The organism is Pseudomonas nitroreducens NBRC 12694 (assembly GCF_002091755.1).
Classification (GTDB): domain Bacteria; phylum Pseudomonadota; class Gammaproteobacteria; order Pseudomonadales; family Pseudomonadaceae; genus Pseudomonas; species Pseudomonas nitroreducens.
The window spans coordinates 18374-42435 of record NZ_BDAI01000001.1 but is presented as its reverse complement, the minus strand read 5'-3'; the positions used below and the strand labels follow the sequence as shown (position 1 = coordinate 42435).

Sequence of the window (24062 nt, the reverse complement as noted above, 5' to 3'; positions counted from 1 at the left end):
ATCGAGCAATCGGGCCGCGGCCTGACCGCAAGCGTCCGCTTCTCACGGGCAGCTTTTGCTCAGGAGCGGACTTCTGCATTACTGACAATTTGCTCAGTCAGCCTACTGGCCCTCTGCGCCGCTTAGGCTTGTATTGCAGAGCTCTTTCCGAGTTGCAGGCGGGCACTAGCGCGTCGATTTTTCTATTACCGGAGGCATCAGGTTCTCTTGGCGGGACTCCAGAATCATGCAGTTCTTAGGGACGAGTCCCGTATTGCTCGAGCCACTGAAGGAGCAAGTCCATGTTCCGTCGGCGGCCTGCGTCCAGACAATCACGGTTGCGGGCTCACCAGGGGTACCCGGCGAAGTGTCGCAATGGATATTGGAGGTGAGGCTAGTGACCCTGCAGCTATTGCTGGCTCCAGAACCTTTGGCAGTAGCCGCGAGAGGCGCGTAATTGTCCGCAGGCTGCGGCTTCTGCTGTATGAGATTGGCAACTTCGGCGCTCTGGGCCTGCGCTTTTGGAATCTTCACCCGATCCTCATCGAAGTCCCCTTTCTCGGCATCACGATGACAGGCGGAACAATTCGCCGCGCTACCGATGTTAGGGCGCTTGAAGGTCGAAGTGCTGATGTCGTCGTGCTTTTTCAGGAACCACCGCGTTTCCGTGATGCGTGGTGGGTTGCCTGGACTTCCGCCTTCCACCGGAAGCCGGTTGGCCATTGAAGCCTGGAGGAGGAAGTCGAGAATGACTTTCTCCGTGTCTGGATCAAGGCTCGCGTCGCTGCCGTAGTGGTTGCTCAGGTCACTCATCTGAACCCTCCAGGCGTCCGGCGGCAGTAACCCGGGCGAATAGGCCAGATGGCAGGCCGAACACTCTTCGCGCCAAGGCTGTGGAGCGGCTGCAGAAACAGCCAGCTGTTTGGGCCGCTTATACCCTCCGTGCTTGTTCCCTCCGTGGTCTTCAGCATTGCAGCCAGCCACATTCAGCATGGCAACGAACATCAGTAGCAGTCCCTTTCTGTTCATGCGCGTCGCTCCGGCTATTTCAGGTTGCTGATCCAGGAAACGAAATCGCCCTTTTCTTGGGCACTGCATTCACGTCCGAATACGTCGTTGCAGTTTCGCCGGAACCACTTTTCCACCTTCTTCGCATCGGTGAAGCGAGCGGGTGTAACACTCGGCGCCAATGGCTCGATCTTGCGGAAAGTCAGCGTTTTTCCCGGTTGTAGCGGGTCCTGTCCGTGGCAAGTGGTGCAACTCATGTTCTTGCCGTCGCGAAGTTCTTCGCGGAAGTAGAGAGCCTTGCCGCGTTCGCCGGAAAAGCCGGTGAAATTCGGCTCCTGCTGGCGTGCCTGGGCGGCGTAACTGTCGAGCAATGCAGCCGGATCGGCGGCCAGAGCCAGAGCGGAAAAAAACGAACAGAAGATGCTGGTGATCAATGTGGACTGGCGCATGGGTACTCCCCCTGAATTTTCCATACAAAATCTATGGTCTTTTTCTTAATTCAAGCTGAAATACCGTGCTAGAGCGGTTCATGGATAGTTAAGGATGCCCGCCTACAACCCTTCAAGGTTTAGAAAGGGGGCATGACATGAACGCGTACAACCGGTTTCGTCTCTATCACTGGTCGCTTGCGGCGTTTTTCGTGGGGGTGTACCTCAGCGGCGAACGTGCTGAGACTTTGCATGTGTGGTTGGGCTATGGGCTTATCGCCCTGCTGTGTGTCCGTCTGCTGGCAGCGCTTGGCTCGGCAAATGGTTTTCCCCGGCTGCTCGTCTCTCGACGTATCACTGCAACTGCGAAACTCCGCGTAGGGAAGGGCCTGACTGCGGCCCTGCTGGCTATGCTGGCGGCGTGCGCGGCGTTGGGTTGGCTGATGATCGATAATGTGGACTTCATCAATTCGAGCGCAGCGCTGGAGCTTTCGGACGCCTGGAGGCTAAGTGTTCTGGATGCTGAAAAACTTCCCGGCGACCCAGCAGAAAGCCATGAGCTTCTTGCCAACCTGACGTTAGGGCTGGTCGTTGCCCACTTGGGCTTCCTCCTGCTATTTGCCCGCAAGCCTGCTTGGGCGATGCTCACGGCACGCCGCACGACGAAGGCGCCCAGTGATCAGATCGCGCTACGGGTTCGGGCTGTCCAGGTTGAAACCGCAGATTGCCGCTCCTTCGAACTGGTCCCAGCCAGTGCAGGCCGATCGCTGCCGGGCTATCGACCGGGCCAGTACCTTCAGATCCAGGTGCCCTGTGACGAGCTGCCATTGTGGCGGTGCTACTCGCTATCCAGCACACCAGGGCTGGACGATTGCCTGCGGATCACGGTGAAGCGGGTTCCAGGTGGCCGGGCTTCCAACTGGCTCCTGGACGGACAGAGGGTGGGCATGACTTTTCGGGCGAAGGCGCCCATGGGCGGTTTCGTTTGCCCCAGCAGAGCAGGGAGTGTCCTGCTGATAGCGGCAGGCAGCGGCATTACCCCGGTGTATTCGATACTGCGTGACCTGCTGAAAAATGGGAGTGGCCGTGTTCGACTGGTCTACCTGAATCAGTCTCCGGCCTCCACCATTTTTGCTGCCCCACTGTTAGCCCTGCAGAACCAGTACACAGGGCGATTTACCCTGCAGAACCGCTACACCGACGAGCGCGGCCGGGCAGGAAGGCAGGAACTGTTGCAGCTCCTGGCTCCATGGTCGGATGAAGAAGTATTCATCTGTGGCGGCGCCGACTTCATGGACCTGGCCACCGAATGCCTCCAGGAACTCGGGGCTCCGCCTCATCGAATCCACAGCGAGAGCTTCAGTGGCCACTGCCAGGTGCTCCCACCAGCGGGTGAGGTGACACATGGCATCCAGGTCGAACTGAATGGGCAGTCTCTCCAGGCCGACGGTCATGCGGGTGAAGTATTGTTGGAAAGCCTGGAGCGCGCAGGCCTCCATCCGCCCAGTGGATGTCGTACTGGCCTGTGCGGAGCATGCCGTTGCAGAGTCGAGGACGGCGCGGTGCACATGCGCAATAACGACGTATTGAACGATGCTGAGATCAGGCGGGGCTGGACCTTGGCGTGCCAGGCGGAGGTCCGTGGAGATTCGGTTCGGGTGCGGTTTTGATTACCCAATGGGAGGCACCGTTCATCCCGTGGGTGATGTGGAGGTGATGGTGTCCGCAGTGGGGGAGCGGCTCCTTGCCAGGGGCCGCTTTCGGCCCGAAACGGATATGCGCGCTCCGATTGATGCGTCTGGCGGTGAAGGAGATGGTGATCTGTCCGGCGGCGGCGCTGGAAGGCAGTTACCTGGACATGGATCTACTGTTGGTCTGCGGCGGCCTGCGCACGCCGCTCAAGGACACGCCCGGCCTCAGCCGCCTGCTGCAGCTCGCCGACGAGCGCGGCATCGCTCTGGCTGGCCTGTGGAATGGCGCCTGGTTCCTCGGCAAGGCTGGCCTGCTGGATGGTCACCAATGCGCGGTGCACCCGGAAAATCGCGCTTCGCTGGCAGAGGTTGCGCGCAACAGCGTGCTCACCGCCGAGAGCTATATCCTCGACCGCAATCGCCTCACCGCGGCAGCCCGACCGGTGCCTTCAACCTGGTGCTGGAGTGGATCCACAACCTGCACGAGCGCGAGCTTATGGAGGACATCGTCGATATCCTCGTCTTCGAGGAATCGCGTGACCGCCGCACCCGCCCGGCACTGCACGAGAAGATGGCCCAGCCGCTGCGCGACGTGCTCAACCTGATGAGCGCGAACATCGAGGAGCCGCTGAGCACGGATCAGCTTTCCGAGTGCGTAGGGCGTTCCAAGCGCCAGCTGGAGCGCCTGTTCACGGAGCCGCTGGGCACCTCGCCGGTGCGTCATTACCTGGAGCTGCGCATCACGGAAAGCCGCCGCCTGCTGCAGCATTCGGACCTGTCGCTGGTGGAGGTGGCGTTGGCCTGCGGCTTCGTTTCGCCCAGCCAATTCAGCAAGTGCTACACCTCGTTCTTCGGCCATTCGCCGTCGAAGGAAATGCGCTTCGGCTGTGTGCGTTCCGCCAAGTTACGCAGGCGCTCGACGAGTCAGTCTGCGTGCCCGCAGTGCCTTGTCGATGGTGTTCCTCGCGCAGGTCGGCTGGTTAACTGGCCGGACGTGCAGAGAACAAGAGTGAGGAACAGGACGTGATCTTTCTTTACAACGCCGAACCCGAACACGCGGAAAAATGGCGGGCTCTATTGGCCGCCCAGGTGCCGGACCTGGAGTTCGTCGAGGGCTTCGACGCGGTCGACCCGGCGCGTGTCACCTACCTGCTGACCTGGAAGGCAGTCGCCGATATCGAGCGTTACACCAGCCTGCGCGTGCTGTTTGCGGCCGGCGCCGGGGTGGACCAGTTCGACCTGGCGAAGATTCCCGAATCGGTGGCGCTGGTGCGTATGGTCGACGAGTCCCTGGCGGACATCATGGCCGAGTTCGTGGTGATGTCGGCGCTGGCGCTGCACCGCGAGATGCCGGCCTACCGCGCCGCGCAGGCAGCGCAGGTGTGGGAGCCGCTGAGCATCCTCCCGGCGTCGAACAGCCGGGTCGGCGTGATGGGCCTCGGCCAGTTGGGCCAGGCATGCCTGGCCCAACTGCGTCACCTGAAGTTCCAGCTGCTGGGCTGGAACCGTTCAGCCCGCGAGCTGGACGGCGTGAAGACCTACACCGGCCCCGGGGAGCTCGCAAGCTTCCTCTCCCAGTGCGACATCCTGGTCAACCTGCTGCCGCTGACCGACAGCACCCGCGGCATCCTCAACCGCGAGACGCTGGCGCAACTGCCCAGGGGCGCCGGACTGATCAACGTCGGCCGCGGCGAACATGTGGTGGAGGCCGACCTGGTCGCGGCACTGGACGCGGGGCAGGTCGGCGCGGCGATTCTCGACGTATTCCAGCAGGAGCCGCTGCCCGAAGGGCATCCGCTGTGGTCGCACGCGCGGGTGTGGGTCACTCCGCACATCGCCAGCACCATGCAGGTGGAAGGCGGCGCGGCGGTGGTGGCGAAGAATATCCTGCGGGATCTGCAAGGCAGCGAATTGCTGCACACCGTGGATCGCCAGGCGGGCTACTGAGGCGTTTCGCTTATCGCTGAAATAGCCGGCGTGCGCTGTTTGCCGTGGGCGGCACTTTCGATACTGGCGGCTCCCAACCGTCATTCAGGAAGTGCCGTTCATGGACCAGGAACCGCTGCAAGCTCGTGACATCGCCTTTATCCACTTCGCTGCCGTCGCCCTCTGCGGCTCGCTGACCGTCGCCCTGGCGCTGTTCCTGGCGCGGCTGGGCGTGCTCCTGCACTGAGGCTCAGGCAGTGATGGCCTGGCTCAGTGCGCCGATCAGCGCGCGTGTCTGGGCGTCGCGATGGGCGCAATAGAGCACCACGTCGCGGGGTGGCAACTCAGGCAGGCCGAAGCGCTCGCGCACATCGACGCAGCCCGCCGGCGCCATGCGCTCGACCATGGCGCCAATGCCGATACCGGCCGACACCGCTGCACCGATGGCCAGAATTCCCGAGCCGACGAAGGCATCGCGCCAGTTGCGGTTCTGCCCCTGCAGCGCGCTGCTGACCATGCTGCGCATGCCGCAGGGCGCCGGCTGGATCGCCAGTGGCAGTGGTGCACCATCGTCCAGTTCGAACGACTCGGCGGCCATCCAGCCGAAGCGTTCGCTGCCGATCACCTCGCCGTCCTGGCGGCGGTTGTCGTGACGCAGGATCAGTGCGATATCCAGCGCGCCTTCCTCGTAGCTCTCCAGCATCTGCCGCGAAGTACCCAGGCTGAAGGCCACGATCACCTCCGGATCGGCTTGCGCCAGACGCTGGAGCCAGTGGCTCAGGTCCGCCCCGAGGATGTGATGGCTTACGCCGATGCGCAGGGTACGGCGCGGCGCGTCGAAGCAGCGCAAGGTGTCGTCGTAGCTCTGCAGCAGGCGGCGGGCGCTGGCAATGAACACCGAGCCCTGGGCGGACAGGGTGACGCGGCGCGGTGTGCGCTCCAGCAGGGCGCGGCCGAGGGATTCTTCCAGGCGCTTGATCTTCAGGCTGATCGCCGCCTGGGTGGTGCCGGCGACCTCGGCGGCGCGGGTGAAACTCTTCAGGTCGGCGACCAGCAGGAAGGCGCGGATGGCTTCTATATCGGGGGTTTTCATGGCAGCGAATCGTCCTTGGGGCTATCGCCAGTCTGGCAGCTGGGCCGGCACAACCCAAGCCCCGGATGCGCTACAGTGCCGCCTTCGCCACTGACGAGGAATCGCGATGCTGACCCAGGCTTTCGCCTACAAGTGCTGGTCGGACCTTCGGGCGCTGGACGCCATCGCCCAGATCGACGCCGGGCGCTTCCCCGAGGAGCATGCCTTCGCGCTCCAGCAACTCAACCACATGGCCATCGTCGAGGACCTGTTCCGCGCACGGCTGAAGGGCGAAGCGGACCCGCACCCGGCCACCAATACCCAGGTGGTGCCCGGTTACGACGAGCTGCGCGAGCGCCTGCTGACCTCCGGCCAGTGGTACGTCGAGCAGCTCGCCGCGCTGACCCCGGAGCAGGGGCGCGAAGTCATTCGCTTCCGCTTCACCGACGGCCGTAGCGGCAGCCTGACCCGCGAGGAGATGTTCTTCCACATCCTCAACCACGCGACCTACCACCGCGGCTCCATTGCCCGCGCGCTGGACCAGGCCGGCGTGGCGCACCCGGCTGACACCTACACGGTGTTCGTGCACGCGACCGAACCGGAGCGCCGGAAGGGCTGATCCAGCCGGCGCACCTGGTTCGCCAGGCTTGGTGCCTCAGGCTTTTTTGGTGGATGGCAGCAGGATAGTGATGCAGCCCATCAGTGGCAGGAACGAGCACAGCGTGTAGACGTACTCGATGCCGTGGAGGTCGGCCAGGTGACCGAGGAACGCCGCGCCGATGCCACCGAAGCCGAACATCAGGCCGAAGAACACCCCGGCGATCATGCCGACGTTGCCCGGTACCAGTTCCTGGGCGTAGACCACGATGGCGGAGAAGGCCGACGCGAGAATGAAGCCGATCACCAGGCTCAGCACGCTGGTCCAGAACAGGTCGACGTAGGGCAGCGCCAGGGTGAAGGGCGCGACGCCGAGGATGGAGAACCAGATCACCGCCTTGCGGCCGATGCGGTCGCCCACCGGGCCGCCGAAGAAGGTGCCGGCGGCCACCGCGCCGAGGAAGCCGAACAGGTAGAGCTGCGAGCTGGCCACCGAGAGGTCGAACTTCTCGATCAGGTAGAAGGTGTAGTAGCTGGTGAAGCTGGCCATGTAGAAGTACTTGGAGAACACCAGCAGCGCCAGCACCACCAGCGAAGCGCTCACCCGGCCCCTGGACAGACCATGGGTAGCCACGCCGCCGGCCTTTAGCTTGAACAGACTTAGGTGGTTGCGGTACCAGCGGCTCAGGCCCCAGAGCACGCCGACGAGGAACACCGCGAACAAGCCGAAGTACGCCACGTGGCCCTGGCCGTACGGAATGATGATGGCTGCGGCCAGCAAGGGGCCGAAGGCGCTGCCGGCGTTGCCGCCGACCTGAAAGGTGGACTGCGCCAGCCCGTAGCGCCCGCCGGAGGCCAGCCGCGCGATGCGCGAGGTTTCCGGGTGGAAGGTCGAGGAGCCGATGCCCACCAGCGCCGACGCCAGCAGGATGGCGTGGAAGCTGCCAACGAAGGCCAGCATGAGGATGCCGATCAGCGTGCAGACGCTGCCCAGCGGCGCCAGCCAGGGCTTGGGGTGGCGGTCGGTGTGGTAGCCGACCCAGGGCTGCAGCAGCGAGGCAGTCAGCTGGAAGGTCAGGGTGATCAGGCCGACCTGGGTGAAGCTCAGGCCATAGTTGGCCTTGAGCACCGGATAGATCGACGGCAGCACGGCCTGGATCAGGTCGTTGGTCAGGTGGGCGAGGGCGCAGGCGCCGATCACGCGCATCACCAGCGGGCTGGCCTGGCTGGCCACGGTCGGCGTGGCCAGGGGGGAAGCAGTGGTAGACATGGGACTCCGGGGCAGCAAGGTAGGGCGCGCGGGCGGGCGCCGGGTTCTTCGAATTGGGTGGTCTATGCTAGGCGCGCTGCCGGAAGCTGTCTCACGCGATCCGGACGACGAATATCGCGAAACGGCCAAATCGGTCGGCGGCGACCATCCTCGAGCACTGCCGCGCGTCGGTTGGCAGGACCGTATACCGGCCTGAAAAGGTCAACAGGCGACACCCCTCTCTGCAGCTAGGTCAGGCGAGGGGAAACCCCGCTCAGTTCCATGAGGAGGTGCAATATGGGCAAGATCACTGGCGGTTGCCTGTGCGGCAACCTGCGTATCGAAGCCATCGAGCAACCTTACCGGGTAGGCATCTGTCATTGCCTGGACTGCCGCAAGCACCATGGTGCGCTGTTCAATGCCTCGGCGATCTTCCCCGAAGATGCCGTGCGCATCGACGGCGAAGCGCGGGAATACGCCGGGCGTGTTTTCTGCCCACGCTGCGGTTCATCGGTATTCGGCCGCAGTCCCGGCGAGATCGAGGTGGCCCTTGGCGCGCTGGATGCGCCGGACCAGTTCCAGCCCACCTATGAGCTGTGGACCTGCCGCCGCGAAGCCTGGCTGCCGGACTTCGCGATGCGTCACCGTTATGAGCGCGACCGCGAGTCATCCGACCGGCACGAAGACTAGAAAAGCGCCGCTCACGGACAGAAAACGCAGCCCACGGACCAATCGCGCGCCCATTTTTCATCGGCGCCGACTTGTCACGTTCGAGCCCCGAAGGCCCCCGATAGTAGCCCCGCCAACCCAGCTCAAAGAGGCTACACCGTGTTTCATCGTGCTCTGCTTTCCCTGTCCTTGCTCAGCCTGTCCATCGCCTGCGCCAATGCGGCCGAGGCCAACCGCCTGGATACCCCGCGCCTGGCCGGCATCGACAACTTCCGCGATATCGCCGGCACCACCACCGCATACACCACGCTCCACGACGGCGTGATGCGCTCGGGCGTGTTCTACCGCTCCAACGCACTGACCCCCAGGGGCACCGACCTGGCGGTGCTGAACAGCCTGGGCATCGGCAACGTCTACGACCTGCGCACGCCCGTCGAGGCGGCTGCCACGCCGGACACCCTGCCGGCCGGGGCGGTTTACCAGAACATCGACATCATCGGCAGCACCACCTCGGGCGCCAACATTACCAATATCTCCTTCACCAGCGCGGCCCAGGCCGTGGCCATGATGGAGGAAACCAACCGCGCCTTCGTCAGCGACGCCGGCATGCGCAGCCAGTTCACCGTGCTCTTCAATGAACTGGCCGGCGCCGACGGTGCCGCGCTGTTCCACTGCACCGCCGGCAAGGACCGCACCGGCTGGACCGCCGCCGTGCTGCTGAGCATCGCCGGGGTGGACAGCCAGACCATCATGGAAAACTACCTGGCCACCAACGACTACACTGCCGCCCGCATCAAGGCGACCCTGGCGATGATGCCGGCCAGCATGGCGGCCATCTACGAGCCGCTGATCGGCGTGCAGGCCAGCTACCTGCAGGCGGGCCTGGACGAAGTCACCGCCCGGTACGGCAGCATGGACAACTACCTCAAGGAGGGCCTCGGCCTGTCCCAGGAAACCCTCTACGTGCTGCGCGGCAAGATGGTCTACTACAACAGCCTGCCGGGCACTCTTGGCCTTTCGGGCAACGCCGCCGCGGGCGCGCAGCTGCTGACCCAACTGCAGAACAGCAGCCTCTCCGGTGCCTACACCGCGTACAACTACTACCTGCAGTCGGCCATCGATGCCGGCACGCTCGGTGGTGTGGAGTCCACCGTCGGCGGCCAGGTGCACGCCGACGCAGCCAGCTACCTGCTGCGCCAGGATGTGCTGATCGACCGCGCTGCCGCGCCCTACGCCAGCGGCGTCGACCTGAAGACCGGGCAGACCCGCCTGTGGACCACGGCGCTGGCCGGCTATCAGGGCAACTCCGCGACCTCCAACGCCGAAAGCAGCAACGAACACACCCAGGGCCTGATGGTCGGCGTCACCCAGCGCTTTTCCGAGCAGCTCAGTGGCAATGCGGGCTTCGGCTACAGCAAGGGCCGCGTCGGGGGGAGCGGCGGTGATGTCGACACCGACCTGACCTTTGTCCGTGGCGGTGCGCGCCTCGCCCTCGATGGCCTGGATCAGGGCCTGTTCGTCGACGCCGACTTGAGCCATGGCTGGCTCGACTACGACAGCAAGCGCGATATCGGTGGCGGCCTGGGCAAAGCCAAGGGCGACACCAGCGGCAACCTGAGCGGCGCCAGCGTCGCGCTGGGCTACCGCACGGCGGTGTCCACCGTGACCCTGGAGCCGAGCATCGGTCTGCGCTACAGCCACCTGGACCTGGATGGCTTCCAGGAAAAGGGCAGTGAGCTGGCGCTGGACGTCAACGATATCAGCGAGAACCGCCGCAGCGTCTACGCCAACCTCAAGGCCTCGTTCGCCCCGGTGGCCCTGGGCAGTGGCTGGCAGATGGTGCCGGGCCTGGAGGTCGGCTACGACCACGCGCTGGGCGACTACAAGGTCGATAGCGAAGGCCACCTGCTGGGCCTGGACGTTTCCCAGCGTGCCGCCTTCGACAACCGTGACCAGTTCAGCGGCGCGTTCAGCCTGACCGCCAGCCAGGGTGACTTCAGCGTCGGCGCCGAAGTCGGCGCACTGGGCGGCATCGGCAGCCACGGCGCCAATGGCAGCCTGAAGGCCAGCTACCAGTTCTGATCGGTGGCGGCCTAGGTAAGCGGCCCGTCGCGTCCAACGCGGCGGGCCGTTTTGCTTTCCAACACGTAGGGCGCATAACGCCCACTGCGTTATCCGCCAGGGCGGCGGATAACCCGTTCCGGGTTATGCGCCCTACGCCCCCGGGTGGCCCAGAGTTTTCCTCTGGAAACGGAGCAGGCGTCGCGAACAGAGCCGGTGGCTTCCCTAGGCAGGCGTCGACAGGTTCCTGCGCAGGTCTGCCGGGCTCATGCCGTAGGCGCTCTGGAAGTACTGGCAGAAGCGCCCGACGTTGCTGAAGCCCAGGGCCAGGGAAATCTCGCTGACCGATTGCGAACCGTCCTGCTGCAGCGCGTCGTAGGCGCGCTGCAGGCGCACCTCGCGCTGGTAGGCGACGATGGAGCTGCCGACGAAGCGGCGGAAGCCTTCCTGCAGGGCGCGCAGGCTGACGTTGGTCAGCTCGGCCAGGTCGCTGCCGCTGATCAGGGCGTCCGGATGCTCCTGGATGTAGTCCATGGCCAGTTTCACGTGGCGCGGCGCGATCTGCGGCGCAGGGCGCCTGAGCGCGTCGCTGTAGTTGTGCGGCCAGATTTCCAGCACCGAATCCACCAGCATTTCCTGCAGGCGTGCCGGCATCAGCGCGCTGGAATTGATCAGCAGGTCGAACTCGTTGCCGGTGGCCATGGCGACGATCGCCTTGATGCCCTGGAAGGCCTCGTTGCGCAGGTCGACCCGCGGCTGGAAGCGCACCTTGTGGCTGATCGGCCGGCCCAGCAGCGTTGCCAGCCGGCGCGCGAACAGCGAGCGGCGCACCGACAGGCCGTGGTGTGCGTGGCCATCGATGAAACCGACCGAACGCACCGAGGCCTTCTCGATGGCGAGGCCGACGCGCGGTGTACCGATGGTTTCGTCGGACTGGTTGAAGACCACGCGCCCGGCGCCGGGAAAGATGAAGGTGATCTCGTCGTCGAGGTCCGGCATCTCGGTCAGCAGGTCGCCGCGAAAGCTCAGGCGGCGGAAGCTCACGCCCTCGTAGCGGCCATAGACGCCGCCGATCGTGATGGGCTTTTCGGGCCGCGGCATCCCCGAATAGAGGCTGCCGAACATCCGCGTGTACAGCTCGCCGAAATCGTCGGCAGTCATGTTCTCGGAGCGGATCAGGAACTGCTTGCGGGAGGTGCTCGTGTCTACCGTCATGGTCCGTCATCTGGCGCTGGCGACGAGCGCACCGCCGGAGTTCGGCGGGCGATACATGAGCGCCCATGCTGAACGGCGCAGATGACAATTGCGTGATGGGCTGCCTACTCCGGTAGCCTGGCCAGGCGGAAGCCTTCGACGAAATGTTCGCGCACTGCCGCGTCACGCAGGGGTTCGGTCTCTACCCAGTGGCGGATGGTGAAGTTTGGATTGCCCACCAGGAAGAATTCGGTTTCCGCGCGGGCCTCGTCCAGCCGGCCAAGTTGCGCGAGGCTGGCGGCGAGGAAGCGCCGCGAGCTGCTGCGGTAGGTTTCGTCGCGGCGCAGGGTCTGGATGGCGCCCTGGTAATCGCGCGCGGCGTACTGTGCCTGGCCGAGGGTCAGGTAGTACCAGCCGGCGGGGAAGGGGTTGAGGCGAAAGGCCCGGCGGATGTACTCCAGGCCTTCGTCGATACGCCCGGCCAGTACCGTGACGTCGGACAGCGCCGCCCAGGCGTCCGCATCGTTCGGGTCGAGCTCGATGGCGTGCTGGAACTCCCGGTCGGCTTCGGCGTACTGCCGTTCGTACGTCAGCAGGTAGGCCAGGCTCCAGCGGCAGCCGGCGTCATTGGGGTCGATGGCCACGGCCTCGCGCGCCCGCTGCAGTGCCGCGCCGCGCTCAGCCTGGGTGGGGCCGCCGCTGTGTATCCAGCCCATCCAGTGATTCATCGCCAGCCAGCGGCGCGCCTCGGCGTACTGCGGATCGAGGGCGATGGCGCGGCTGAGCATCAGGTGTGCTTCGCGCGCGGCCAGTGGCGAGTCGTCCATCAGCTGGCGGGCGCGCACGCACAGTTCGTAGGCCTCGATGTTCCTCGGGCGATTGCGCGGCAGGGGCGTGCGCAGATGGCCGAGCAGGGCCCGGACGATGTGCCCGGCGACTTCGTCCTGCACGGCGAAGACGGCCGCCAGTTCGCGGTCGAAGCGTTCCGCCCAGAGTTGTTCGCCACTGAGCGCATCCACCAGCTGGGCGTTGATCCGCACGCGGGCATCGGCGCGGCGCGCGCTGCCCTGGAGCAGGTAGCGCACGCCCAGTTGGCGGGCGATCTCGCGCACGTCCATGGCCTTGCCCTTGTAGGCGAAGGCCGAAGTGCGAGCGATCACGAACAGGCCGGAAGCCCTCGACAGTTCGGTGGTCAGATCCTCGGTCAGGCCGTCGACGAAATAGTCCTGCTCGGCATCGGGGCTGCCGTTGACGAAGGGCAGCACGGCAATCGAAGGCTCATCCGGCAACGCCAGCGGAGCACGCGACGCCTCGGCCAGGGGTTCCACGCTTGCGCTGAAGCGGTAGCCGACGCGGGGCACCGTGGTGATCCAGGAGCTGCCGTCGGGGGCCTCGCCCAGCACCTTGCGCAACTGGGCGATCTGCACCGTGAGGTTGCCTTCCTCGACCACCAGGCCCGGCCAGGCGGCGTCCATCAGCTCGGCCTTGCCGAGGATTTCACCCGGCCGCTGGAGCAGGGCGCTCAGCAGGTTCAGCGCACGGAATCCGACGGCCACGGGAACGTCGTTGCGCTTGAGCGTGCCACTGGTGCCATCGAGCACGAAGGGGCCGAAAGCCAGACGCGATTGCTGCATGCCGCCCCCTTTGCAAGTTTTTGGAAGTGTTTGGCGTCATTTAAGGACGGCTTGCCGGGTGCTCTCCATGCTTGACCCATGAGGTCCGAGTCCATGGAGGCTGTCATGAACGATACTCCCCGTCTGCTGCTGTCGGAAGCTCCGTCGGGGCGCTTCGGCCCGTCGGCCCTGCCCGAACTGCTGGCGCTCTGGCAGGCCCGCGCCCGGCTTCGCCAGCAACTTGCCGTGATGGCCAGGGCCAATCCGCACCTGATCGAGGACATCGGCCTGACTCGGCGCCAGGTGGCGACGGAGATCGCCAAGCCGTTCTGGCGGGCGTGACCCTTACTTTTCCACGCCCAGCCGTTCGTGCCATTGGGCGATGGACTCCTGCGGGTAATCGTCGAATTGCAGGTCATGGGGCGTGGCCTGCACTTCGACCCAACTGGCCTTCGAGCGCAGCAGCAGGTGGGTGTGTTCGGGGGGCACGGGCAGCGGGGTGTCGATGGCGGAGGCGAAGGGGTGGATCAGCTCCGGCCATCGCGCGTCGTACAGCCACAGGCCGCTGCCGCACAGGCTGCAGAAGTGCCGTTCGGCGCCACTGGTACGCGTGCGCTGACCTTCCTCACGGAGCTTCGCGTGGTAGATGCTGATGTGCTTGCGCCCGCGCACCCTGAGGCTGGCGGCCTCGCCGCCGAGGTTGATCGCGTAGCCACCACCGCCCTGGGTCTTGCGGCAGATCGAACAGTAGCAGCGCTGGTAAGGGTATGGATGGGCGCTGTGCAGGCTGAAGTGCACGGCGCCGCAGTGGCAGGAACCTTCGAGCAGCATGGCTTCTCTCCATCAGGGCTACCTGAACAGGGACTCGCGGGCGCGCCAGGGATTCCATCGGATCGCACCAGCGGGACTGGCCGTGCCCCGTGCAGTAGACTAGCCGCCCGCCCAGCGACGGACGCTGCCCATGCTCAGGAATTTCACCGACCTCGATCTGCGCCTGCTGCGCATCTTCGCCTCCGTGGTGAGGTGCGGCGGCTTCACCGCGGCGCAGGCCGAGCTGAACATGAGCCAGTCGAACATCAGCATGCACATCGGCAGCCTGGAGAAGCGCCTGGGCTATCGGCTGTGCGAGCGCGGCAAGGGCGGCTTCCGCCTGACCGCGAAAGGGCAGCGGATTCTCGAGGCGTCCCAGGCGATGTTCGACGCCATCGGCCTGTTCCGCGACCAGGCGCAGGCGCTCTCGGGCAAGCTGGTGGGCGAGCTGTACCTGGGGCTGGCGGACAACGTCACGACCCTGCCGCAGGCGCGCTTCGACGAGACCCTGGCGGCCTTCCACGGTCGCGAGCAGGACGTGCAGCTGAACCTCTACGTGAATTCGCCCACCGAGCTGGAGCTGGCGGTGATCGACGGCCAGCTGGACCTGGCGATTTCCTACTTCAGCCGCGCGCGCCCGACCCTGGATTACCTGCCGCTGTACACGGAAGAAATCGGCGTGTTCTGCGGCGAGCGCCACCCGCTGTTCGCGGCGCACGAGCCGACACTGGAGCAGATCGCCGAGTACAACTGGGTGCGCCATGGCTTCCTGCCGGCGGACCAGGAATTGCCGTTCCGCCCCGAACGCAGCAGCGCCACCGCGCATCACATGGAGGCGGTGGCGCATTCGGTGCTGGCCGGCACGCACCTGGGCTACCTGCCGACCCACTACGCGAACATCTGGGTCGAGCGCGGGCGGATGAAGCCGCTGCTGCCGGGGCAGCTCTGCTACGAGGTGACGCACAGCATGATCACCTACGCCGGGCGGCCGCGCAGCGAGGCCGCCCGTGCCTTCATCGAGGACCTGCTGAGCGTGCACGGCCTCGGCTAACCCTCAGGCGAGCACGCCGTTGACCGCGTTGAGGTAGATGCGCGAGTAGTCCTCGGCCTGCAGCGGCAGGGCGTTGGTGCCGGAGGAGGAGATATCCGCCACCGCCTGTTCGCCGATCCAGAGCGCGTCCTCGCCGTCCAGGCCCAGTTCCCTGAGCGTATGCGGAATGCCCACCGCCGAACGCAGTTCCAGCACCCAGCCCAGCAGGCCTTCGAAGCTCGCTTCCGGCAGTTCCAGGTAGCGCGCCAGACGCGTGGCGTCGGCTTCGATGGCCGGGCGGTTGGCCACCAGCAGGTACGGCAGCAGCACGGCGTTGAGCAGGCCGTGGTGCTTGTGGTGCTTGGCGCCCAGTGGGTGGGCCAGCGCGTGCACGCCGCCGAGTCCCTTCTGGAAGGCCACTGCCGCACTGGCCGAAGCCACCAGCATGCCTTCGCGCGCGGCGAGGTCGGTGCCGTTGCGCACGGCGCGTTGCAGGTGTTCCTTCACCAGGCGCACGCCTTCGATGGCTACGCCGGCGGACATCGGGTGGTAGAGCGGCGAGAACAGCGACTCCAGGTGATGGGTCAGGGCGTCCATGCCGGTGGCGGCGGTGAGCGACTTCGGCAGGCCGACGGTCAGTACCGGGTCGAGAATCACCGAGCGGGCCAGCAGTTCGCGGTGGCCGACGACTATCTTGATGCCGCGCGCGGTATCGGTCAGCACGGCCTCGCGGCCCAGTTCGGAGCCGGTGCCGGCGGTAGTGGGAATGGCGATCAGCGGCGGCAGGTCGAGGGCGGGGTGGTCGCCCAGGGTCGGGTAGCGCTCGATCAGTTGCGACCATTCGAAGTTGTGCAGGCCGTTCGCATCGCGGCTGAGCAGGGCGATACCCTTGGCTGCGTCCAGCGCGCTGCCGCCGCCCAGGGCGATCAGCGAATCGTGGCCGCCTTCGGCCAGAACGCCGGCGCCGGCGCTGACTTCTTCCAGCGCGGGGTTGCTGGAGAAACCGTGGAACAGCGCGTAGTCGATGCCGGCCGCTTCCAGGCGGCGCCGCACTTCGTGCAGCGGCGGCAGTTCGAGCATGCCGGGGTCGGTGACCAGCAGCGGCTTGAGCATGCCGGCCAGGCGGCAGCGCTCGGCCAGTTGATCGAGGGCGCCGACGCCGCAGAGGATTTCCGTGGGGTAGTTCCAGTAGTTCAGGGTGGACATGACAAGCTCCGGATTTCAGGCATGGCCTGCCCGCGCCGGCTCGTGCAAAGCCAGCGGCGGGAGGAAGTGGGAAACAGGGCGCCGGACAGGCCCGGCGCCAGGCGTTCAGGTGAGCGCTCAGCCGACGGCGCGGCCGGCGAAGCTCAGGCTGGTGGCGATGCGGCGGTGCGGCTTGGCGATGAACAGGTAGGCCAGGCCGAACAGGGCGAGGGCGGAGAACACCACGACCACCGCCCAGACCTGGAACCAGGGCGCGCCGGGCGGGGCGAGCATCTCCCGCGGCCAGGCCACGTTGATCGCCTCGAACACCAGCCAGACCACGGCGATGACGTTGACCAGCAGGCCCTTGCGGCCGAGTTTCAGTGCGCCCTTGTCCGGGTTCCAGCGTCCGGTCAGGCGTGCATACAGCGCGCTGGCGGCGACGATCAGGAAGACGAAGAAGAAGCCGCCGCTGCCGAAGGCGATCAGCGTGCCGACCGCCGTGGCGTTCAGCCCCAGGGCCAGGCCCAGGCTGGCCAGCAGGGTGCTGCAGACCATCGCGGCCATCGGTACCTTGCGCTTGTCGACGCGGCGCAGCAGGGCGGAACCGGGAAGGATTTCATCGCGGGCCATGCCGAAGATGGCGCGGCCGATGTAGGTCTGCACCGAGACCACGCAGGCGACGAAGGCAACCAGCACGATGGCCACGAACGGCCGCTCGGCCCAGGCACCGAAAGCGTCCACCACGGCCGGGGTTACCGGGTCGATGACCTGCCCGCTGACCACGGCGGCCGGGTCCTTGTACGACAGGGTGACGGCGAAGGCGGTGAGCATCACCGTCAGCCCGACCACCAGCATCGAACGCAGGATGGCGCGGGGCGTGGAGACGCGGGCGTCGGTGGTTTCCTCGGAAATCTGCGAGCAGGCATCGAAGCCGAGGAAGGCCCAGCCGCCCACCGCCAGTGCTGTCAGGAAGCCGCTCCAGTAGGTGCCGCCGGAGACTTCCAGGGCATTGAGGCTGCTGAACAGCATCTCGAAGGAGTGGTTGCGGAAGAACAGCAGCAACAGCACGCCGATGCCGATGGAGGCGATGGCCTCGGCGAAGATGCCGGCGTTGACGAAGTACTTCAGCGGGTTGATGCCCAGCAGGTTGACCGCCAACCCAAGGGCCAGCAGCGCCGCGCCGCAGAGTACCTGCGCATTGGCGGACGGCGGTTCGCCGGTCACCAGCAGGCCGAGCCAGAAGCCGCCCAGGTAGGCGACGGTGGTCAGCGAGGCGAGGGCGGAGGCGAGGTAGAGGAAGCCGGTGAACCAGGCCGCGCGGTCGCCGATCAGTCGCCGCACCCACTGGTAGCAGCCGCCAGCCAGCGGGAACTGCGAGGACAGCTCGGCGTACACCAGTGCCACGGTCAGTTGCAGGAGCAGGCACAGGGGCACGACCCATACCCAGGACGGCCCGACGCTCATGGCGCCCAGGGACATCACCGAGTAGATGCCGACGACCGGGGAAATGGTGGCGAAACCGACGGAGAACGACGACCACAGGTTCAACCCGCGGTCCAGCTCCTGGCGGTAGCCGTGGCTGGCGAGCAGGCTTTCGTCGCCGTTGCTGGTAGCGACGGCAGGGCTGCGAAGGTCAGACATGCCGGCCTCCGGGGTTCAGGGAATAGGGGGATTCACGGCCAGGCATGACGGGGCGCATGGGAGATCCTCGGGGCAGTTGGAGTTGTTATCGAGAACCCGCGTCTCTAAAGGACGGCTGAGTAGCTGGCGCTGTCAGTGCAGCGCATGGCCAGAGTAGGGCGCTGCCGCATCAGGAAAAATTCATATTTGATTGCACTGACATCAGCTGTTGCTGATGTTTTGTGCGAAGTATACCGGTAGGAGCGGGTCGCTTCTCCAGGAGGGTGGTGGGCCGCAATCGCGCGCACGGCGCATTCCTGCAGGGCGGCATAAGGGACAGGCAGGGTGGGATGCAGAGGGAGTGGGGGCGGGGGAACCGGGAGCGACAGCGCGCTCCCGGTGTGAAGCGGTATCAGCAGTGCTTGTCCTGCTCGGCCTTTTTCTCGACGCTCGGCTGGGCGTTCTGAGCGGTCTGCTGTCCGGCGTCGGTCTTGTCGTGCGTGGCCTGCAGAGCCTGGTAGTTGGCCTGGGTCAGACGGTTGGTCATCAGGGCGGATTCTTCGGCCATGGACGCCTGGCTGGCGAGCAGGGCGGCAAGGGTCAGGGTACTGGCAGTGAGCAGTTTCATTGGAATGTTCTCGGTAAGGAGGTGCAGTGGGGTGATGCTCGCGAGTGACCACAGTCTAGTGAGCAGCCGCAGGAGGGACCCATGAAGAAAACTGGTATGAATGATCGAATCGCTCGAGGGACGGGTTTGATGCCAATTTCCGCCGAGGCGGGAACTGGCATCAAACCCTTGATCCACCTGGCCTCGGGCTTGGTCGCGGAAACTCCGCCGTGGGTCATGAACTGGTCGACACTGAAGTTCTGCTAATGAGTCCATGCAGGCAGGCTGGTAAATGGCGGCTCGCCCCGGGCCTTGATGTGGACCCACGCCTGGAGGCCGGGCGGGTAATTGCACGCTGACCCGCTGGCAGTTCCATACCGCGTATGCGTGTGCCGCCAGCAGCGCCTGCGGGGCGATTTCGAAGGCGGTCCCGGGAGCCGGCCGGCATCCGCTCCGCTTTACTGGACGATGGGGTGGTGGGTCTTGCCGCTGGTGGCCAAGCACGGCAGTGCCGGTGATTTCCTTCCCGCCCTGGCGGAAACCCACCAGCGCGCCTCGGTGCGCTCGAACAGGGTTGTCGCCGCCTGGCAGGCGGCCATCTCCGGTTCGGTCAGCCTCGGCGCGGCGATGGCTTGCTGGGCGTACCTGGCGGTTTGTATGTCCTTTCTTCTGAACGGCAGGCTGATCGCAATACCTGTTTCAAAATAGCGATGCCGGAATTCAAGCGGCGTTTCAGCAGCAGGACATGGCGCAGGCGATGAAGGCGGTGGTCAGGGTGGTGATGCTCAGGCCTACCAGGAACAGGGTGTCGGCGACGCGTTCCAGACGGTGATTGCGCTGCAGCTTGCGGGTCCGCAGGCCGAAATAGGCGGTGAGGGTGGTCGCCAGGTAGATCACCGTGTTCAGCGCGAGCATGTCCTGGCCGATCAGGTCGACGCGGTGCTGGCCGACGATGATGCGCAGGATGCCCACCACTGTCAGGCACACGCCGACCATGGCGCCGGACGCGGCGAAGATGTGCACGCAGATGTCGTCGTCCAGCGGGGCGGTGTGGCTCTTGTGGCTCATGGCGGGTCTCCTGCGCCGGCCGCTGCGGTTCATCCGCTCGACTTGCCGGCCTCGATGTGGCTGCCATGATAGGTAGGACGCGACGCTTGCTGTACTCGCTTTCCCGGTGGCCCCAGGTGAACCGAAAAACAGCGGAAAATCATCCAGATAACCGCCGCCTGCCGCGGCAGGCGCGGGCGCTGGAGAAGGTCGAGCTCATATTGGAGGCGTCGCGGCGCATCCTGGAGCGCCGCGGCCTGGAGGGGTTCACCACCAACCATGTGGCGGAGTTGGCGGGGGTCAGCGTCGGCTCGCTCTACCAGTACTTCCCCAACAAGGAGCGGATCCTCGACGAGCTGGCCCGGCGCGAACTGGCAGCGTTGGCTACCGGCATCATGGGCGCGCTCACCGGCCGCCCGCCGGAGGCGCCCGGCGAGCGCATCCGCGCAGTGATTCACGCCGCCGTCAGCGCCTATGGCGGGCGCACCGGCGCGCACAAGGCGCTGATGCACTACCTGATGACGCGCGGCGGCGGCAGCCCGCTGCCCGCCTTGCGCGGCAGCGTCATGACCCACCTGGTGACCCATGGCCTGGTCGACCACGACCAGCAGCTGCGCAAGCTCGACGAGGCCGAGGTGTTCGTCCTCGCCCATGCCGTGGGCGGTGTCCTGCGTGCCCTGCTGGACGACCCCGGCGCCCTGATCCCTGGACGGCGGGAGGGCATCGAGGAAGCGCTGGTGCAGTTGGTGCTGGCGTACTACGGGCGGGGCGCGGCGGGCTGAAGCCCGGCGTCGGTCACAGCCACCAGCGCAGCAGGTAGAACGCGCCCATGCTGAGGATCACGCTGAGCAGCACGTTGCGCGTCCACAGCACCAGCGCCACGGCGACCACGGCGCCGAGCAGGTAGGGGTTGTCCAGGCGCAGGTTCAACTGATGTTCGGGCAGGAACACGATCGGCCCGCAGATCGCAGTGAGCATGCCCGGCACGGCGAAGCCGAGGAACTGCCGCACGTTGCTGCTCAGGCGGATCGGCAGGCGCGGTTCGAGGAATACGTAGCGGTTGAAGAACACGATCAGGCCCATGCCGAAAATCACTGCCCAGACCATCATGCGCGCCCCCCCGAGAGTTTCTGGCAGACAAAGCCGGCGAACATGCCCGCCAGCCCGGAAAGCACCAGTGCCGAGCCGACCTGCCAGTAGCTGAACAGCACCGAACAGAACAGCGAGACGGCGACGCAGACCAGGGTGGGGATGTTCTTCACCACCGGCGCGATCAGCGCGACAAAGGTGGCGGCGATGGAGAAGTCCAGGCCCAGGTGTTCCAGACCGGGAATGCTGGTGCCCACCAGCACGCCGGCGAGGGTGAAGAGGTTCCAGGCGATGTAGAACGTCAGCCCCACGCCCAGGGCGTACCAGCGGTTGAAGGTCTGGCGGTCGTGGCCGCTGGTGAGGGCGAAGAATTCATCGGTGAGCAGGAAGCCCAGGCCGGCGCGCCAGCGTCCCGGCAGGCCGGAGAGCACCGGGCGCAGGGTCATTCCGTAGAGCAGGTGCTGCGAGGTCAGCAGCAGGGTGGTGATCATGATCGAGAAGAACCCGGCGCCGCCCTTGAGCATGCCGATGGCCACCAGTTGCGCAGCACCGGCGAAGACGATGGCGGACAGGCCCTGGCCATGCAGTGGCGAAAGCCCGGCGTCGATGGCCAGGGAGCCGGCGAGCAGCCCCCAGGGCAGGACCGCGAGCGACAGCGGCGTGATGTCGATGGCGCCCTTGAGGAAGGCACGTGAAGGAAGCTGATCTTGGGACATGAGCGTTTCTTGCAGGCCGATAAGTGCCTTCAGCGTCGCAGAGAAGCCTGGTGCGTGGCTTGAACAATCTTGCTGTCGAATTCAGCTGATGCCCAGCAGTTCGCCAAGGGACCGGGCCAGCTCCTCGTGATGTACCGGCTTCTGAATCACCAGGCTGCCGGGCAGCTCCAGCCCTTGCAGTTCGGCGTAGCCGGTGAGAAACACCACCGGCAGGTAGGGGAAACGCTCGCGGGCAATCTTCGCCATCTGCGCACCGTTGAGTTCGGGCATGGCGAAGTCGGTGAGCAGCAGGTCGACGTGTTCGTCGAGCATCTCCAGAGCCTGCTGCCCGCTGTTGGCCTGACGCACCCGGTAGCCGTAGAGGCGCAGGGCGTCGCCGAGCAGTTCGCGCACCAGGTCGTCGTCGTCCACCAGCAGGATATTGCGGTCGTGGCCGCTATCGGTGAGGTCGCCGCTGGGGTCACGCACGCTGTCGTCAGCCGCTTGCGCACGTTCCACGGCCGGCAGGTAGACGTTCACCTGGGTTCCGCGCCCCGGCTCGCTGTCGATGTGCACACCGCCGCCGGACTGCTTGGCGAAGCCGAACACCTGCGCCAGCCCCAGTCCCGAACCCTTGCCGATGTCCTTGGTGGTGAAGAAGGGTTCGAACACTTTGCCCAGCACTTCCTCGTCCATGCCGCAGCCGGTGTCGCGGATTGACAACACCACGTAGTCTCCCGGTTCGGGATGCTCCGGGCGGCTGGGTCTGTGGCTGATGTGCATGTTGTGAGCGGAAAGGATCAACTGGCCGCCGGCCGGCATGGCGTCGCGGGCGTTGATCGCCAGGTTGAGGATGATCATCTCTGTCTGGGTCGGATCGGTCAGCGCCTGCCACAGGCCATCGGTGAGTTCCAGGCGCACCGAGATATTGCCGCCCAGGGAGCGGGCCAGCAGCTCTTCCAGGCCGCTCAGGGTGTCGTTGAGGTTCAGCGGCACTGGTTCCAGACGCTGCCGGCGGGAGAAGGCGAGCATCTGCGCGGTCAGCTTGGCGCCGCGCTCGCCGGCCTCGCGGATGTGCTGCAAGCGTTTGCCGGCCTTTTCGTAATCACCCTTCGCCAGGTCGCGCTCGAGGAAGGTGGAGCCGCTGAGGATCACCGTCAGCAGGTTGTTGAAGTCGTGGGCGACACCGGCGGTGAGCTGGCCTACCGCCTCCAGCCGTTGCATCTGCTGCAGCGCCGCCTCGATTCGTTCGCGCTCGGCGATCTGCTCGCGCAGCCGGGCATTGGCTTCGGCCAGATCCAGCGCAGCCTCGCGCTCGCTGGTAATGTCGCGGGCGACCACGTAAAGCAGGGTGTCTTCGGGTACCACCACCCAGGAAAGCCAGCGCTGCTTGCCGCTGGCGTGGCGTATGCGGCCATCGAAGCGCGCGCTGGTACCACCGTGGGCGAGGGCGGCCAACTCGGTGAGGAAGGCGTCCTGGTCCTGCTCGGGCAGCAGCTGCAACAGCGACATGCGCGAGAGCATCTGGCGCTGGAAGCCCAGGGTGTGTTCCCAGGCCGGGTTCAGGGCGACCGGGGTGAGGTCGCTGTTGAGCACGGCGAGCAGGTCCTGGGACAGATCCCATGATCGGTCGCGCTCGCGGGTGCGGCGCTCGACTCGTTCGCCAAGCATTTCGTTGAGCTGTTCCAGGGCCTGGGTAGCCTTGCGTTGCTGGTGGATGTCCTGCAGCACGCCGGAGAAACGAACACAGCGGTCATCGACGAATCGCGCCTGCCCATTGCTCAGCAGCCAGCGCGGTTCCAGCCCGTCGGGCTGTTCGATGCGGAATTCCACGCGGTAACGACCATTACCCCGCGGGTCCATGGCGCGCTCGACGCCTTCGCGCACCCGCTCCACATCTTCGGGATGGATGCCGTTGTAGAACACATCCATGGTCATTTCGGTGTCCGGCAGCAGGCCGAACAGCGTCTTGCAGCGTTCGTCCCAGAGCAGCAGGCCGTCCTCCGGACGCAGGTCCCAGGTGCCCATGCCGGCGGCGTCGATGGCGATGCGCGCGCGCGCCTCGACGTCCGCCAGCGCCTCTTCGGCGCGACGTCGACGCTGTCGCTCCTGGACTTCGGTGAGGGCGCGGCGCACTGCCTTGGGCAGCAGCGATAGGTTCTTCTTCAGCACGTAGTCGGTGGCGCCGAGGCGGATCATCTCCACCGCGTGCTCCTCACCATAGATGCCCGAGAGGAAAATGAACGGGGTATCAGGCACCAGGCGCTGGGCGATGGCCAGCACGTGGGTGCCGGAGGAACCGGGCAGCACACAGTCGCAGAGAATCAGGTCGAAGCTGCCCTCGTGCAGGGCATGTTCGACTCCGTTGTGATCGAAGACATGCCGAGCGTCGATCTTCATGCCGCTGCGCTCCAGGCGTAGCAGGGTCAGCTCGGCATCCATGGCGCTGTCTTCGACGACCAGCAGTTTCAGCGGAACTTCGGACATCA

The 24062-nt window shown here is 65.7% G+C and carries 25 protein-coding genes and 1 pseudogene; 12 read left to right on the top strand and 14 right to left on the bottom strand.

From position 1 onward, the window contains the following. Nucleotides 1–165: 165 nt before the first annotated feature. Both PNI01S_RS00205 and PNI01S_RS00200 read right to left on the bottom strand, forming a co-directional pair. Nucleotides 166–1008, bottom strand: coding sequence for a diheme cytochrome c (locus PNI01S_RS00205; protein WP_084357160.1), 843 nt, complete (start codon nt 1006–1008; stop codon nt 166–168). Nucleotides 1009–1022: 14 nt separating this feature from the next. After that, on the bottom strand, nt 1023–1436 hold the full coding sequence (locus tag PNI01S_RS00200; RefSeq protein WP_037008981.1) for a DUF1924 domain-containing protein: 414 nt from the start codon (nt 1434–1436) through the stop codon (nt 1023–1025). 137 nt (nt 1437–1573) lie between these two features. Between PNI01S_RS00200 and PNI01S_RS00195 the strand changes: the two genes are divergently transcribed. The 4 genes and pseudogenes from PNI01S_RS00195 (at nt 1574) to PNI01S_RS28570 (ending at nt 5279) form a co-directional block, all read left to right on the top strand. Then, nucleotides 1574–3085: a 2Fe-2S iron-sulfur cluster-binding protein gene (locus PNI01S_RS00195; protein ID WP_084357159.1), complete on the top strand. Its 1512-nt coding sequence runs from the start codon at nt 1574–1576 to the stop codon at nt 3083–3085. A 143-nt stretch (nt 3086–3228) separates the two neighbouring features. After that, nucleotides 3229–4010: pseudogene (locus PNI01S_RS00190) on the top strand (GlxA family transcriptional regulator); the annotation flags it as partial. A 119-nt stretch (nt 4011–4129) separates the two neighbouring features. Continuing rightward, nucleotides 4130–5053 carry a 2-hydroxyacid dehydrogenase gene (locus PNI01S_RS00185; RefSeq protein ID WP_084357158.1) on the top strand — a complete coding sequence of 308 codons (924 nt, stop codon included), beginning with the start codon at nt 4130–4132 and terminating at the stop codon, nt 5051–5053. A gap of 100 nt (nt 5054–5153) precedes the next feature. Continuing rightward, complete coding sequence (locus tag PNI01S_RS28570) at nt 5154–5279, top strand: hypothetical protein (protein WP_256576486.1); 126 nt, start codon at nt 5154–5156, stop codon at nt 5277–5279. Between the two features lie 3 nt (nt 5280–5282). On the opposite strand, the gene PNI01S_RS00180 is transcribed toward PNI01S_RS28570, so the two are convergent. Then, a complete protein-coding gene (locus PNI01S_RS00180) occupies nt 5283–6125 on the bottom strand; it encodes a LysR family transcriptional regulator (protein WP_084357157.1) in 843 nt (280 codons plus the stop codon). A gap of 106 nt (nt 6126–6231) precedes the next feature. On the opposite strand from PNI01S_RS00180, the gene PNI01S_RS00175 reads away from it, so the two are divergent. Further along, on the top strand, nt 6232–6723 hold the full coding sequence (locus tag PNI01S_RS00175; RefSeq protein WP_084357156.1) for a DinB family protein: 492 nt from the start codon (nt 6232–6234) through the stop codon (nt 6721–6723). 36 nt (nt 6724–6759) lie between these two features. On the opposite strand, the gene PNI01S_RS00170 is transcribed toward PNI01S_RS00175, so the two are convergent. Further along, complete coding sequence (locus PNI01S_RS00170; protein WP_084357155.1) at nt 6760–7971, bottom strand: MFS transporter; 1212 nt, start codon at nt 7969–7971, stop codon at nt 6760–6762. Between the two features lie 276 nt (nt 7972–8247). On the opposite strand from PNI01S_RS00170, the gene PNI01S_RS00165 reads away from it, so the two are divergent. Together PNI01S_RS00165 and PNI01S_RS00160 are read left to right on the top strand one after the other, a co-directional pair. After that, entirely contained in the window at nt 8248–8640 is a 393-nt protein-coding gene (locus PNI01S_RS00165) for a GFA family protein (protein WP_024763804.1), read from the top strand. 138 nt (nt 8641–8778) lie between these two features. Next, nucleotides 8779–10701: a tyrosine-protein phosphatase gene (locus PNI01S_RS00160; protein ID WP_084357154.1), complete on the top strand. Its 1923-nt coding sequence runs from the start codon at nt 8779–8781 to the stop codon at nt 10699–10701. A 204-nt stretch (nt 10702–10905) separates the two neighbouring features. Here the strand turns inward: PNI01S_RS00160 and PNI01S_RS00155 are convergent, their stop codons facing one another. Together PNI01S_RS00155 and PNI01S_RS00150 are read right to left on the bottom strand one after the other, a co-directional pair. Continuing rightward, a complete protein-coding gene (locus PNI01S_RS00155; RefSeq protein WP_084357153.1) occupies nt 10906–11895 on the bottom strand; it encodes an AraC family transcriptional regulator in 990 nt (329 codons plus the stop codon). Nucleotides 11896–11999: 104 nt separating this feature from the next. Then, the gene (locus PNI01S_RS00150; protein ID WP_084357152.1) at nt 12000–13508 is read right to left on the bottom strand and encodes a winged helix-turn-helix domain-containing tetratricopeptide repeat protein; all 1509 of its coding nucleotides are present in this window, start codon (nt 13506–13508) and stop codon (nt 12000–12002) included. A gap of 105 nt (nt 13509–13613) precedes the next feature. Between PNI01S_RS00150 and PNI01S_RS00145 the strand changes: the two genes are divergently transcribed. Further along, a complete protein-coding gene (locus PNI01S_RS00145) occupies nt 13614–13829 on the top strand; it encodes a DUF1127 domain-containing protein (protein ID WP_084357151.1) in 216 nt (71 codons plus the stop codon). A 3-nt stretch (nt 13830–13832) separates the two neighbouring features. Here the strand turns inward: PNI01S_RS00145 and PNI01S_RS00140 are convergent, their stop codons facing one another. Next, a complete protein-coding gene (locus PNI01S_RS00140) occupies nt 13833–14318 on the bottom strand; it encodes a GFA family protein (RefSeq protein ID WP_084357150.1) in 486 nt (161 codons plus the stop codon). Nucleotides 14319–14448: 130 nt separating this feature from the next. On the opposite strand from PNI01S_RS00140, the gene PNI01S_RS00135 reads away from it, so the two are divergent. After that, nucleotides 14449–15348, top strand: a complete 900-nt coding sequence (locus tag PNI01S_RS00135; RefSeq protein WP_084357149.1) for a LysR family transcriptional regulator — start codon at nt 14449–14451, stop codon at nt 15346–15348. A 3-nt stretch (nt 15349–15351) separates the two neighbouring features. Here the strand turns inward: PNI01S_RS00135 and PNI01S_RS00130 are convergent, their stop codons facing one another. The 3 genes from PNI01S_RS00130 to PNI01S_RS00120 all read right to left on the bottom strand — a co-directional run bounded on the left by PNI01S_RS00130 (nt 15352) and on the right by PNI01S_RS00120 (nt 18763). After that, nucleotides 15352–16533, bottom strand: a complete 1182-nt coding sequence (locus PNI01S_RS00130; protein ID WP_084357148.1) for an iron-containing alcohol dehydrogenase — start codon at nt 16531–16533, stop codon at nt 15352–15354. A 117-nt stretch (nt 16534–16650) separates the two neighbouring features. Continuing rightward, entirely contained in the window at nt 16651–18156 is a 1506-nt protein-coding gene (locus PNI01S_RS00125; protein ID WP_084357147.1) for an APC family permease, read from the bottom strand. 391 nt (nt 18157–18547) lie between these two features. Further along, nucleotides 18548–18763, bottom strand: a complete 216-nt coding sequence (locus PNI01S_RS00120) for a hypothetical protein (protein WP_084357146.1) — start codon at nt 18761–18763, stop codon at nt 18548–18550. Nucleotides 18764–18844: 81 nt separating this feature from the next. Between PNI01S_RS00120 and PNI01S_RS28420 the strand changes: the two genes are divergently transcribed. Both PNI01S_RS28420 and PNI01S_RS00115 read left to right on the top strand, forming a co-directional pair. Next, entirely contained in the window at nt 18845–19009 is a 165-nt protein-coding gene (locus PNI01S_RS28420; RefSeq protein WP_159457336.1) for a hypothetical protein, read from the top strand. A gap of 216 nt (nt 19010–19225) precedes the next feature. Next, entirely contained in the window at nt 19226–19450 is a 225-nt protein-coding gene (locus PNI01S_RS00115; protein WP_143514238.1) for a hypothetical protein, read from the top strand. Nucleotides 19451–19474: 24 nt separating this feature from the next. On the opposite strand, the gene PNI01S_RS00110 is transcribed toward PNI01S_RS00115, so the two are convergent. Next, nucleotides 19475–19810, bottom strand: a complete 336-nt coding sequence (locus PNI01S_RS00110; RefSeq protein WP_037008997.1) for a P-loop NTPase family protein — start codon at nt 19808–19810, stop codon at nt 19475–19477. Nucleotides 19811–19926: 116 nt separating this feature from the next. On the opposite strand from PNI01S_RS00110, the gene PNI01S_RS00105 reads away from it, so the two are divergent. Next, a complete protein-coding gene (locus tag PNI01S_RS00105; RefSeq protein ID WP_243779852.1) occupies nt 19927–20571 on the top strand; it encodes a TetR/AcrR family transcriptional regulator in 645 nt (214 codons plus the stop codon). Between the two features lie 13 nt (nt 20572–20584). Here the strand turns inward: PNI01S_RS00105 and PNI01S_RS00100 are convergent, their stop codons facing one another. The 3 genes from PNI01S_RS00100 to PNI01S_RS00090 all read right to left on the bottom strand — a co-directional run bounded on the left by PNI01S_RS00100 (nt 20585) and on the right by PNI01S_RS00090 (nt 24060). Continuing rightward, the gene (locus tag PNI01S_RS00100; protein ID WP_024763816.1) at nt 20585–20899 is read right to left on the bottom strand and encodes an AzlD domain-containing protein; all 315 of its coding nucleotides are present in this window, start codon (nt 20897–20899) and stop codon (nt 20585–20587) included. After that, on the bottom strand, nt 20896–21594 hold the full coding sequence (locus PNI01S_RS00095) for an AzlC family ABC transporter permease (RefSeq protein ID WP_084357144.1): 699 nt from the start codon (nt 21592–21594) through the stop codon (nt 20896–20898). The genes PNI01S_RS00100 and PNI01S_RS00095 overlap by 4 nt, the downstream gene beginning before the upstream one ends. Nucleotides 21595–21675: 81 nt before the next feature. Then, nucleotides 21676–24060, bottom strand: a complete 2385-nt coding sequence (locus tag PNI01S_RS00090) for a PAS domain-containing hybrid sensor histidine kinase/response regulator (protein WP_084357143.1) — start codon at nt 24058–24060, stop codon at nt 21676–21678. Between the last annotated feature and the right edge of the window lie 2 nt (nt 24061–24062).